Annotated in this window: 12 protein-coding genes; 8 read left to right on the top strand and 4 right to left on the bottom strand. The window is 70.8% G+C overall.

Features of this window, described 5'->3' with window-relative positions; translation table 11 throughout:
- Positions 1 to 146: 146 nt before the first annotated feature.
- Positions 147 to 896, bottom strand: a complete 750-nt coding sequence (locus PV679_RS35285) for a SigE family RNA polymerase sigma factor (protein ID WP_319685364.1) — start codon at positions 894 to 896, stop codon at positions 147 to 149.
- Between the two features lie 192 nt (positions 897 to 1088).
- On the opposite strand from PV679_RS35285, the gene afsQ1 reads away from it, so the two are divergent.
- The 5 genes from afsQ1 (at position 1089) to PV679_RS35260 (ending at position 5086) form a co-directional block, all read left to right on the top strand.
- Positions 1089 to 1766 carry a two-component system response regulator AfsQ1 gene (afsQ1, locus tag PV679_RS35280; protein ID WP_173476453.1) on the top strand — a complete coding sequence of 226 codons (678 nt, stop codon included), beginning with the start codon at positions 1089 to 1091 and terminating at the stop codon, positions 1764 to 1766.
- Positions 1763 to 3394 carry an ATP-binding protein gene (locus tag PV679_RS35275; RefSeq protein WP_416069869.1) on the top strand — a complete coding sequence of 544 codons (1632 nt, stop codon included), beginning with the start codon at positions 1763 to 1765 and terminating at the stop codon, positions 3392 to 3394. The genes afsQ1 and PV679_RS35275 overlap by 4 nt, the downstream gene beginning before the upstream one ends.
- On the top strand, positions 3391 to 4053 hold the full coding sequence (locus tag PV679_RS35270; protein ID WP_319685362.1) for a hypothetical protein: 663 nt from the start codon (positions 3391 to 3393) through the stop codon (positions 4051 to 4053). The genes PV679_RS35275 and PV679_RS35270 overlap by 4 nt, the downstream gene beginning before the upstream one ends.
- A 232-nt stretch (positions 4054 to 4285) precedes the next feature.
- The gene (locus tag PV679_RS35265; RefSeq protein ID WP_319685361.1) at positions 4286 to 4795 is read left to right on the top strand and encodes a VanZ family protein; all 510 of its coding nucleotides are present in this window, start codon (positions 4286 to 4288) and stop codon (positions 4793 to 4795) included.
- Between the two features lie 90 nt (positions 4796 to 4885).
- Positions 4886 to 5086: a PspC domain-containing protein gene (locus PV679_RS35260; protein WP_319685360.1), complete on the top strand. Its 201-nt coding sequence runs from the start codon at positions 4886 to 4888 to the stop codon at positions 5084 to 5086.
- A gap of 74 nt (positions 5087 to 5160) precedes the next feature.
- On the opposite strand, the gene PV679_RS35255 is transcribed toward PV679_RS35260, so the two are convergent.
- Complete coding sequence (locus PV679_RS35255) at positions 5161 to 5505, bottom strand: ATP-binding protein (protein ID WP_319685359.1); 345 nt, start codon at positions 5503 to 5505, stop codon at positions 5161 to 5163.
- A gap of 150 nt (positions 5506 to 5655) precedes the next feature.
- Positions 5656 to 6789, bottom strand: coding sequence for an adenosine deaminase (locus tag PV679_RS35250; protein ID WP_319685357.1), 1134 nt, complete (start codon positions 6787 to 6789; stop codon positions 5656 to 5658).
- 102 nt (positions 6790 to 6891) lie between these two features.
- Here PV679_RS35250 and PV679_RS35245 point away from each other — a divergent pair, with 102 nt between their 5' ends.
- Complete coding sequence (locus tag PV679_RS35245) at positions 6892 to 7710, top strand: alpha/beta hydrolase (protein WP_319685355.1); 819 nt, start codon at positions 6892 to 6894, stop codon at positions 7708 to 7710.
- Positions 7711 to 7731: 21 nt separating this feature from the next.
- Here PV679_RS35245 and PV679_RS35240 read toward each other — a convergent pair whose 3' ends face one another.
- Entirely contained in the window at positions 7732 to 8718 is a 987-nt protein-coding gene (locus PV679_RS35240; RefSeq protein WP_319685353.1) for a LysR family transcriptional regulator, read from the bottom strand.
- Positions 8719 to 8781: 63 nt separating this feature from the next.
- Between PV679_RS35240 and PV679_RS35235 the strand changes: the two genes are divergently transcribed.
- Together PV679_RS35235 and PV679_RS35230 are read left to right on the top strand one after the other, a co-directional pair.
- Positions 8782 to 10065 (top strand): MFS transporter, encoded by a 1284-nt coding sequence (locus PV679_RS35235; RefSeq protein WP_319685351.1) that lies wholly within the window; start codon positions 8782 to 8784, stop codon positions 10063 to 10065.
- 67 nt (positions 10066 to 10132) lie between these two features.
- On the top strand, positions 10133 to 11107 hold the full coding sequence (locus PV679_RS35230; protein WP_319685349.1) for a sigma-70 family RNA polymerase sigma factor: 975 nt from the start codon (positions 10133 to 10135) through the stop codon (positions 11105 to 11107).
- Positions 11108 to 11336 lie beyond the last annotated feature (229 nt).

Raw genomic sequence — 11336 nt, 5'->3', positions numbered from 1 at the left:
TCGTTGTTGCCTTTTGTATTGGTGGCTCGTAGATGTTGATAAGGGACAGGTCCTTCGGCGAACTGGTCGCCTGAGGGCAGCAGGGGGAACGGAGGACCCGCCGTCTCCCCCCGGAGCCGGCGGGTCCTCCGTTCCCCCTGCTGCCCTCAGGCGACCAGTTCGCCGAAGGACTCCTCCTCGTCACGGCCGAAGCTGAGGACCTCGTCCTCGCGCAGCCGGCGGAGCGACCGCCAGATGCTCGACTTCACCGTGCCGACACTGATGTCGAGGATGTCCGCGATCTCCGGGTCGGTGCGGCCCTCGTAGTAGCGCAGCACCAGCATCGTGCGCTGCGTCTCGGGAAGGCGCGACAGCGCCTGCCAGAGCACCGCGCGCAGTTCGGTGCCGCGCATCGCGTCGATGTCGCTCGCCGTCTCCGGCAGCTCCTCGGTCGGATACTCGTTGAGCTTGCGCCTGCGCCAGGCGCTGATGTGCAGATTGGTCATGGTGCGGCGGAGATAACCGCCGACCGCGGCCTTGTCGCTGATCCTGTCCCACGCCCGGTACGTCGAGAAGAGGGCGCTCTGGAGCAGATCCTCGGCCTCGAACCGGTCGCCGGTCAGGTGATAGGCGGTGGCGTACAGAGAGGCGCGGCGCTCCTGGACGTAGGCGGTGAACGCCGCTTCGGCGTCCGCCGTCTCCGCCCGAGCGGGCCGCTCCCCCAGGACCTCTCCGTACGCCGCTCCCCCGCCGGTTCCCTGCGGCACGTCCACCGCCGCGATGTGCGACGGCTTGTGGCGCCCGGCGCCGCGAACGCACCCCCGCCCGTTCACGGCGCCGGACTTCTCGCTGCCCCATGTGACGTCGTGGAGACGCGTGACCACCGCGCCAGAGGTCGTACCGTGCGGTGCGTTCATCCCGCGCCCCCCGTCGTGTGGAGTCTGCTGCTTTCCATGTGCCAATGAGCTTGCCGGGGCAGTTTCATCACCCTGTCCGCCGTCTGTCACAGGCCTGTCACAGGGCACTTCGGTGCTTGCGGACCGAGCGGTTGAAGGTTGGGAGCGCTCCACCTGTCGAACTCGGTCCCCCCATGGGACAGAATGACCTCCGTGCCTTTCCTGTTGCTGATCGAGGACGACGACGCCATCCGCACGGCCCTCGAACTCTCGTTGTCACGCCAGGGCCACCGTGTGGCCACCGCGGCGACGGGAGAGGACGGCCTGAAACTGCTCCGGGAACAGCGGCCGGATCTGATCGTGCTGGATGTGATGCTGCCCGGGATCGACGGCTTCGAGGTGTGCCGTCGCATCAGACGCACCGACCAGTTGCCGATCATTCTGCTGACCGCGCGCAGTGACGACATCGATGTGGTGGTCGGTCTGGAGTCCGGGGCCGACGACTATGTGGTGAAGCCGGTGCAGGGCCGCGTGCTGGACGCCCGGATCCGCGCGGTACTGCGGCGCGGCGAGCGGGAGTCGACGGACTCCGCGACGTTCGGCAGTCTGGTGATCGACCGTTCCGCGATGACCGTCACCAAGAACGGCGAGGATCTCCAGCTCACACCGACCGAGCTGCGGCTGCTGCTGGAGCTGAGCCGCCGTCCCGGACAGGCGCTCTCGCGCCAGCAGTTGCTGCGGCTGGTGTGGGAACACGACTATCTGGGCGACTCCCGGCTGGTCGACGCGTGTGTGCAGCGGCTGCGGGCGAAGGTGGAGGACGTACCGTCCTCACCGACGCTGATCCGTACGGTGCGTGGCGTGGGCTACCGGCTGGACGCGCCTTCGTGAGCGACGCACCCGAGTCCGGCGGACCGGACAGCGGCCCGCCGGAGGACGGCGCGACGAAGAGCGGCGCCGTGGACGACCGGCCCGCCGGACGCGGCGACGCGAAGGGCGGCACGGCGCGGAAGACCGTCCCCGGCGGGCTCCGCTGGACCAGCCTGCGGCTGCGGCTGGTGGTCGTCTTCGGAGCGGTCGCGCTGACCGCCGCGGTCTCCGCGTCCGGGATCGCGTACTGGCTCAACCGCGAGGCCGTGCTGACCCGCACACAGGACTCCACGCTGAACGACTTCCGGCAGGAGATGCAGAACCGCGCCGCGGAGCTGCCGCCGCGCCCGCGCCAGAGCGATCTGCAGAGCACCGCCGTACAGATGGCGGCGGCCGGCCCCAACTACGATGTGCTGCTGATCGACGAGCGCGACAAGGGAAAGCCCATCGTCGGAGTCTCCGACCCGGATGTCTTCACGCTCGACGACGTACCGGCGTCGCTCCAGCACGCCGTGAACGACAAGCTTGAGGTGACCTCCGGGAATCCGTATCCGTACCACCTCTTCTGGCAGCGCACCGAGCGCGACGGCACGCCTTATCTGGTCGGTGGCACGCGGATCATCGGCGGCGGCCCGACCGGCTATCTGTTCAAGTCCCTCGACCAGGAGCGCGCGGATCTCAACTCGCTCGCCTGGTCGCTGGGCATCGCCACGGCGCTGGCGCTCGTCGGATCCGCGCTGCTCGCTCAGGCCGCGGCGACGACCGTGCTCAAACCCGTGCGGCGGCTGGGCGAGGCGGCCAGGCAGCTCGGTGAGGGAAAGCTCGGCACCCGGCTGCGGGTGTCGGGCACGGACGAACTGGCCGATCTGTCACGGACGTTCAACAGGGCCGCGGAGTCGCTCCAGAAGAAGGTCGCGGACATGAGCGCGCGGGAGGAGTCCAGCCGCCGCTTCGTCGCCGACATGTCGCACGAGCTGCGCACCCCGCTGACCGCGCTCACCGCCGTCACGGAGGTCCTGGAGGAGGAGGCCGAGAACCTCGACCCGATGATCGCGCCCGCCGTGACCCTGGTGGTGAGCGAGACCCGGCGGCTCAACGTCCTGGTGGAGAATCTGATGGAGGTCACCCGCTTCGACGCGGGTACGGCCCGGCTCGTCCTCGACGATGTCGATGTCGCCGACCAGGTCACGGCCTGTATCGACGCGCGCGCCTGGCTGGACGCGGTGGAACTGGACGCGGAGCGCGGCATCATGGCGCGGCTGGACCCGCGCCGGCTCGATGTGATCCTGGCGAATCTGATCGGCAACGCGCTGAAGCACGGCGGTTCGCCGGTGCGGGTGGCGGTGCGGACGGAGGACGACGCGCTGGTCATCGAGGTACGGGACCACGGTCCCGGTATCCCGGAGGACGTCCTGCCGCATGTCTTCGACCGCTTCTACAAGGCGAGCGCGTCCCGGCCGCGCTCCGAGGGCAGCGGGCTCGGTCTGTCGATCGCGATGGAGAACGCCCATATCCACGGCGGCGGCATCACGGCGGCCAATGTGCCCGACGGCGGCGCGATGTTCGTCCTGCGGCTGCCGCGCGACGACTCGGAGGCCGCCGGGCGGGACCGGGAAGAGGAATCCGGAGAGGAAGGCGACGCACCGTGACGCCCGGGAACCGGACGCCCAGGAGCAGGACGGGCAGAAGCCGGAAGGGCCGGGCGGCCGTCGGGCTCGCGAGGATAGCGGGGCTGGTCACGCTCGCCGTCTGCGCCGCCGCGTGCGGGATCAGGACCACGTCCGTGCCGGTGGACGCCGGGGCCGCGCCGTCGCGGGTGCCGTGCGAGGTCTCCAGGAAAGATGTCATCACCCAGGCGCGGCCCGGGGTTCCGGTGCAGATCTATCTGGTGTGCGCCTCCGGGCTGGCGCCGGTGGAGCGCGCGGCCAGGATCCCGGAGGAGAAGGCGCTCGACGGACGGATACAGATCGCGCAGGCGCTGCTCGACGAGCTCCAGGCGGAGCCGTCGGCCGCCGAGCGGCAGGCGGGATTCAGCACCTCGGTGCGCGGACCGCTGATCCTGTCCAGCCCGCGCAAGGGCGATCCGCCCGGCACGCTGCGGCTCAGCCGTCCGCCGGAGGATCTGCCGGCGGCGGCGCTCGCGCAGATCGTCTGTACGTTCGCGGAGAGCGAGGCCACGGACGGGAAGGTGACGCTCGGCGGGCCCGGCGACTACGCGCCGCATGTCTACGGGTGCACGCAGGAGGCGAAGAGCCGTCCGGATTCCGCCGTGCCGACGCTGAGCCCGATCCATCCGTCGTCGTCCTGACGGCGGCCGAATCGGCCGGACCTCAGGACGGCGGATGTACGTCGCACGGGCCTCGTCGCTCGCGTCGCGCCTCTCCTGTCACAGCCGGGGCGTGATGCCGGTCTCATGCGGCCGTTCTTCCGCGACCGGCGGAACCGATCCCGCCGGCGCCCGCGTCTTGGGCTTCGTGCGTCAAGGTCCGGGCGGCAGTGCCGTCATCCGCTTCCGTACGGCGGGGTTCGTTCTCCTCCTCATGCATCTTCTGCTGGTGGGGTGGCTGACGCTCCGCCCGCTGGACGTCATGTGGGTGACCGCGGCCAATCTGAGACCGCTCGCGGGCATCCGGGCGGATCTGGCGCTGAGCCCGCTGGAGGCCCTGCGCCGGATCGGCGAGGGACTGCTTCTGCTGGCTCCGCTCGGCGTGCTGCTGCCGATGGCCGGCGGCCGGCTCACCGTCTCTCCCTGGGCGTCCCTGGCCCGTACGGTCGCGGCCGGAGCGCTGATCTCCCTGGGAATCGAGCTGGTGCAGACCGGAGTGCCCGGCCAGGTGGTCGATGTGGACTCGCTGCTGCTCAACACCGCCGGTGTGGCGCTCGCGCATCTCGCGGTCGTGCCGGCGGGCCGGTCCAGGATGCGCCGCCGACGGCGGTCCCACGGCTCGCGCCGGGTACCGCGCCCCGCGGATGAGCCCGGCGCCGTCCTGCGGGAGGACGCGTCTCAGGGAGCGACCCCGACGATTCCCAGGGTCGGTGTCGCCCCGTAGAGCGACGCTTTGTCCCGGTGTCCGGCGGCACCATGGAGACATCGGGAGCCCACGGAGAGGCTCCCTCTCGGACTCGCGAAGGAGCCCACCATGGCCGCATTGGTCCGCCCCCGGGACGGACGCGTGATCGGCGGAGTGTGCGCGGCGCTGGCACGGCGCTTCGGCACCTCCGCGACCACCGTGCGTGTGATCTTCCTGGTCTCGTGTCTGCTGCCGGGCCCTCAGTTCCTGCTGTATCTGGCGCTGTGGGCGCTGCTGCCGGCCGAGAAGACCCGCACGGCCGCCTGGTAGTCCGGCCGTACACGCACGCTGGGGTGCACACCGGGACACGGGTGTGCACCCCACCGCTGTGGTCGCTGAGACGCTCAGCCGCCGAGCGGGATCCCGTTGACCGGGACTCCGCCCTTCGTCAGGCCGCTGACCGGCAGTCCGCCGAGCAGAGCGGTGAAGGGATTGGCGGTCTTGACGGCCGAGAGCACCTGCGGCGCGGCCTTCTGGAGGGTGGCGAGCGCGGTCCGGCCGGCCTGCGCCGCGTCCGACGCGGGCGCCGGAAGCTTTCCGGCGGTGCCGTCCACCGGCAGGGTCTTGCTGACGAGGTCGGCGCCGTTGTGGGGCACGGCGGGCGCGGCGGAGGCGGTGCCCGCTGCGGTGGCGGCGAAGGCGGCGCCGAGGGCGGCGACACCGAGAGTCTTGACGGCGGACTTCTTCATCTGGGATTTCGTCCTCGGGGAATGGGGGGAAGTGAGCAGCTCTGCAAGTTAGCGAGCCACACACATGTCCCGCAAACACCCGGAAGTGGTCGGCAATGGGTGTTCCCGACCACTCTCCGACATCGGTGATCGACGCACTCGACAGAGAAACTAGCTGGTCACAGCCGTCTGCTTGAACAGCCATTCGGATTTCAGCTCGGCGAATCCGGGCTTGATCACATCATTGATCATGGCGAGTCGTTCGTCGAAAGGAATGAATGCTGATTTCATCGCATTGACCGTGAACCACTGGATGTCATCGAGCGTGTAGTCGAACGCGTCGACCAGCAGCTCGAATTCACGGCTCATGCTCGTGCCGCTCATCAGTCGGTTGTCGGTGTTCACGGTCGCCCGGAAGTGCAGTCTGCGCAGCAGGCCGATGGGATGCTCGCCGTACGAGGTGGCCGCGCCGGTCTGAAGGTTGGAGCTGGGACACAGCTCCAGCGGGACGCGCTTGTCCCGTACGTACGCGGCGAGCCGGCCCAGCGTGACGGAGCCGTCCTCGGCGACCTCGATGTCATCGATGATGCGCACGCCGTGGCCCAGCCGGTCGGCGCCGCACCACTGGAGCGCCTGCCAGATCGAGGGCAGCCCGAACGCCTCACCGGCGTGGATGGTGAAGTGGTTGTTCTCCCGCTTCAGATACTCGAAAGCGTCGAGATGGCGGGTGGGCGGGAAGCCGGCCTCGGCGCCCGCGATGTCGAAGCCGACGACGCCGGAGTCCCGGTAGCGGTTGGCGAGTTCGGCGATCTCCAGCGAGCGGGCCGCGTGCCGCATGGCCGTCAGCAGCGCGCCGACCCGGATGCGGTGGCCGTTCTCGCGGGCCCGGCGCTCGCCTTCCCGGAAGCCCTCGTTGACGGCTTCGACGACCTCTTCGAGGCTGAGGCCCTGCTCCAGATGCTGCTCGGGCGCGTAGCGCACCTCGGCGTAGACGACGCCGTCCTCGGCGAGATCCTCGGCGCACTCCGCCGCGACCCGGAACAGTGCTTCGCGGGTCTGCATGACGGCGCAGGTGTGCGCGAAGGTCTCCAGATAGCGCTCCAGCGAACCGGAGTCGGCGGCTTCGCGGAACCAGAGGCCGAGCTTGTCGGGCTCGTGCTCGGGCAGCGCCTCGTAGCCGGTCTCCCTGGCGATCTCGATGATCGTGCCGGGACGCAGCCCGCCGTCCAGATGGTCGTGGAGAAGGACCTTGGGAGCGCGGCGGATCTGATCGGCGGTGGGCGGACGGAAGGTCTGGCTCGTCATCTCCGCACTCTAACTCCTACGCGCGTAGAGTGTGCTGGTCGATATGTAACAGTGACCGCGCGGACGGGTGGCGTACACCTCCCCTTCTGAGACTGTTCTGCTATGGGACAGCACGCAGTTCCCGGGGCGGGGGAACCGACCGCGGAGCGGTACGGCCCGGCGCGCGGGCGTCACGCGGAGCCACGGGCACGGCTGGGAAGGGTGGTCACCGCGCTGACCACGGGTTCCGCCGTGGGAGGTGTGATCCTGGTGCTGCCGCCTGGCGAGCCGGTCTCGGCCCGGCGTCCCTCGCCCGTCGCGTACGCGGGAGTGCTGCCGCTGGCGCGGTCGCTGGCGAGGTCCGGAGCGGCCGAAGGGCTCGTCGTGCACCTGGTGCACTACCGCAGGCGCGGCTGGAACGGCGCGGACGCGCACCTCGCGGCGGACGCGGAATGGGCGGCGGATGAGGCGGTACGCCGCTACGGCGACGTCCCGGTGTGTCTCGCGGGACACGGCATGGGCGGCCGGGCCGCGCTGCACGCCGCGGGACACCCGGCCGTCAACTCCGTGCTGGCGATGTCGCCCTGGCTGCCGGAGGACGACCGGGCCGTCGAACCGGAACCGGTACGGCAGTTGGCGGGCCGGCAGGTACTGATAGTGCACGGCACCAATGACGCGCGCAGCGATCCGGAGCTCTCCTACCGGCTGGCCGAACGCGCGAAGAAGGTCAACCGGGACACCTGCCGCTTCGAGGTCCACTCGGACGGTCACGCGCTCCGTCAGCACCATGGCGAAGTCCTCGCGCTGGCCGCGGACTTCGTCCTGGGCGCGCTCCTCTCGCGTACCTACTCCCGTCCGGTCGCGGACGCGCTCGCGGCGCCGCCGCCGCTGGGGCTGCGGATGCCGCTGGCGGCCGGGTTCGGCAGGTCGCTGCGCTGGTGACCGCCGCGGGACCAGGTCCGTTCATTCCGGCAGCAGTTGACCGCGACGGGACAGCAGGAAGCGCTTGAAGGCGGCCACCGGCGGAGTGTCGCGGTGGCCGTCCAGCCAGGCGACGCCGATCTCGCGTACGGCGCGCGGCGCCGTGACCGTCAGCTCGACAACTCCCGGACGGGCCACGGCCGGTGGCGGCAGCAGCGCGACGCCCAGGCCCGCCGCCACCAGGCCGCGAAGCGTCTCGGCCTCCTCGCCCTCGAAGGCGACACGCGGCCGGAAGCCGGCCTCGGCGCACAGGTCGTCGGTGATCCGGCGCAGCCCGTAACCCGGTTCGAGAGTGACGAACGTTTCGTCGGCGGCCTCGGCGAGACGGACCCGCCTGCGCCCGGCCAGCCGGTGGTCGTCGGGGACGACCAGCCGAAGCCGCTGTTCGTCCAGCCTGCGGGCGACCAGATCCGGAGCGTCCGGCATCGGCGAGGTGAGACAGAGGTCCAGATCGCCGGCGCGCAGCCGCTCGATCATCGCCTCGCCGTAGTTCTGGACAAGCTGGAAACGCACCCGCGGATGGTCGGCGCGGAAGGCCCGGATCAGTCCGGGCACGGTCTCGGAGCCCATGGTGTGCAGAAAGCCGAAAGCGACCTTGCCGGACGCCGGATCGGCGTCGGCCCGGACGGACTCGGCGGCGCGTTCCACCTCCGCGAGGGCCCGCTCGACCGAGGAGAGGAACGTACGGCCCGCGAGCGTGAGCGAGACGGTACGGCCCTTGCGGGCGAACAGAGCGACGCCCAGGTCCTGTTCGAGCCGGACCATCGCGCGGGAGAGCGTGGACTGCGGTACGCCCATGTCCTGCGCGGCGCGCGTGACATGTTCGTGGCGGGCCACTCCGGCGAAGTACGCGAGGCGCGGCGCCAGGATCGCGGACCAGGACTCCGGGTCCAGTCCGGCGGTCGGCGCCATGTCGTCTTCGTTACTGTTCCATGACACACGCGGCTGTGAGCTGGGTTCATGCACCATGGGAACGATTATCGCCATTCCACGCATTGGACGCATGAAGACCGCGGTGCCTACGTTCTCCGTATGCCTTCTGTCAGTACCGAGGCGCCCGCCACCGCGGGTGCCTCCGCCGCGCCGTCCTCGTCACCGACGCTCCTCTCTCCCGGCCGCCCCGGATTCCGCCGGATGAGCTTCGCGCTCTTCGCCGCCGGAGTCGCGACCTTCGCCCTCCTCTACTCCACACAGGCGCTGCTGCCCGCCATCTCCGCCGGCTTCGACGTGACGGCGGGCCGCGCGAGCTGGACCGTGTCGGCGGCGACAGGCGCGCTGGCCCTGTTCGTACTGCCGCTGAGCGCGCTGTCCGAGCGGTTCGGCCGGCGCACGCTGATGTCCGTGTCGCTGGTGATCGCGGTGGCGGTCGGGCTGCTGGTGCCGTTCGCGCCCAGTCTGGAGTGGCTGGTGGCGCTGCGCGCCGTGCAGGGCGCGGCGCTCGCCGGCCTTCCGGCGTCGGCGATGGCGTTCCTCGCCGAGGAGGTACGGCCGAAGGCGCTGGTCGCCGCGATCGGGCTGTTCGTCGCCGGCAACAGCGTCGGCGGGATGAGCGGCCGGATCCTCACCGGCTGGGTCGCCCAGCTCTGGGGCTGGCGGACGGCGCTGGCAGCGGTCGGCCTGCTCGCGGTGGTGTGCGCGGTGGTCTTCCGCGTCATGCTGCCGAAGGCGCGGAACTTCACGCCGCGTTCGCTGAGCCCGCGCGGCCTGGCGAGGACCGTGAGCGGGCACCTCGCCGACCCGCTGCTGCGACGGCTCTACGCGATCGGCGCGCTCTTCATGACCGTGTTCGGCGCGGTCTACACCGTGATCGGCTACCGCCTGGTGGAGGCGCCGTTCAACCTCCCGCAGGGCATCGTCGGTTCGGTCTTCCTGGTCTATCTGGTCGGTACGGTCTCCTCCGCGGCGGCCGGACGGCTGGTCGCGCGGCTCGGCCGGCGCGGCGCGCTGTATCTCGCGGTCGGGACGACGGCGGCCGGTCTGCTGCTGTCGCTCGCCGACGCCCTGGCGGCCGTGCTGCTCGGACTGGTCCTGATCACGGCGGGCTTCTTCGCCGGTCACGCGGTCGCCTCCTCGTCGGTCAGCCGTACGGCGAAGACCGGCCGCGCGCAGGCGTCGGCCCTCTACCAGTCGGCGTACTACCTGGGCAGCAGCGCCGGCGGCACCCTGGGCGCGGTCGCCTTCCACGCCGGCGGCTGGGCCGCGACGGTGCTGCTCGGGCTGCTGGCGGTCCTCGGAGTCGTCTCGATCACCTTGTACGGAACCCATGTGGCGCGAGCCCAGGCGGCGAGCCGGCCGGTCACGGCCAGGACGCCGTAACCCGCGATTGTCAGTGGGCCGCGGTAGCTTCCTGGGACTGGTTTCAAGGGGGCGACTGGGGTGGCCGATGACTGATCTCGCGACACAAGAGGACCTGGATTCCCGGCTGGAGAAATACCGGACGGAGCTGACGGGCTACTGCTACCGGATGCTGGGCTCCGCCTTCGAGGCGGAGGACGCCGTACAGGACACGATGGTCCGCGCGTGGCGCAGCTTCGAGAAGTTCGAGGGCCGGTCCTCGCTCCGGTCCTGGCTGTACCGCATCGCGACGAACGTATGCCTGGACATGCTCAGCGCGGGCAACCGCCGCGCGCGGCCAATGGATCTGACCGCCGCCACACCGGTGGCCCAGGCCCGGCTCACCACACGACCGGAGATCACCTGGCTGGAGCCCGTCCCGGACGGACGAGTGCTGACATCGGTGGCCGACCCGGCCGAGACGGCGGTGGAGCGGGAGTCGATCCGGCTGGCGTTCGTCGCCGCGCTCCAGCATCTGCCGCCGAAGCAGCGGGCCGTGCTCATCCTGCGCGAGGTGCTGGCCTGGAAGGCCGCCGAGGTCGCCGAGCTGCTGGGCACGACGGTCGCGTCGGTCAACAGCGCGCTCCAGCGCGCACGCGCGACGCTCGCCGAGTCCGACCCGGCCGCGACCGACGCGGCGGATCCGCTCGACGCGGAGCAGAAGGCGCTGCTGGAGCGCTATGTCGCGGCCTTCGAGAGCTACGACATGGAGGCGCTGACGGCCCTGCTGCACGACGACGCGAAGTTCTCCATGCCGCCGTACGACCTGTGGCTCCAGGGGCATGCCGACATCGTGGGCTGGATGCTCGGCGTCGGCGCGGTCTGCCGCGGCTCGAAGCTGGTCCGCACGACCGCCAATGGCCAGCCGGCCTTCGCGCACTACCACCCGAGCGAGGACGGCACCGGCTACACGGCGTGGTCGCTCCAGGTCATAGAGATCCGGGACGGCCGGATCGCGGGAATCGACAACTTCCTCGACACGGAGCGCTGGTTCCCCTTGTTCGACCTACCGCGACGCCTCTAACCGCCGGCTCCCGTGCGGGTCGCCTCCGGCGGGGTGTGCGGTGCGGTCTGGGCGGGGCCCGGTGGTGCGGGTCGCCTCCGGCGGGGGTTGCGGGGCTGTGCGGTGCGGTCTGGGCGTGGGCCAGTGGTGCGGTGCGGGTTGTCGCCGGGTGTCGTTCCGCGGTGGTGTCCTGGACTGCATGATTTACGGCGCGTGCGGCCCGGCAATCCAGTGACAGGCTGTCGAGCGC

This window comes from Streptomyces sp. AK02-01A, assembly GCF_033795305.1.
Lineage (GTDB): Bacteria > Actinomycetota > Actinomycetes > Streptomycetales > Streptomycetaceae > Streptomyces.
The sequence above is the reverse complement of the archived record's forward strand: the minus strand, read 5'-3'. Positions and strand labels throughout refer to the sequence as shown.

Excerpts from the sequence above, each read along its gene's own strand:
- PV679_RS35235 (WP_319685351.1), top strand. The coding sequence starts at position 8,782 with ATGCCTTCTGTCAGTACCGAGGCGCCCGCCACCGCGGGTGCCTCCGCC.
- PV679_RS35255 (WP_319685359.1), bottom strand. The coding sequence starts at position 5,505 with ATGAAGAAGTCCGCCGTCAAGACTCTCGGTGTCGCCGCCCTCGGCGCC.
- PV679_RS35260 (WP_319685360.1), top strand. The coding sequence starts at position 4,886 with ATGGCCGCATTGGTCCGCCCCCGGGACGGACGCGTGATCGGCGGAGTG.
- PV679_RS35265 (WP_319685361.1), top strand. The coding sequence starts at position 4,286 with ATGCATCTTCTGCTGGTGGGGTGGCTGACGCTCCGCCCGCTGGACGTC.
- PV679_RS35230 (WP_319685349.1), top strand. The coding sequence starts at position 10,133 with ATGACTGATCTCGCGACACAAGAGGACCTGGATTCCCGGCTGGAGAAA.
- PV679_RS35245 (WP_319685355.1), top strand. The coding sequence starts at position 6,892 with ATGGGACAGCACGCAGTTCCCGGGGCGGGGGAACCGACCGCGGAGCGG.
- PV679_RS35285 (WP_319685364.1), bottom strand. The coding sequence starts at position 896 with ATGAACGCACCGCACGGTACGACCTCTGGCGCGGTGGTCACGCGTCTC.
- PV679_RS35240 (WP_319685353.1), bottom strand. The coding sequence starts at position 8,718 with ATGGTGCATGAACCCAGCTCACAGCCGCGTGTGTCATGGAACAGTAAC.
- PV679_RS35250 (WP_319685357.1), bottom strand. The coding sequence starts at position 6,789 with ATGACGAGCCAGACCTTCCGTCCGCCCACCGCCGATCAGATCCGCCGC.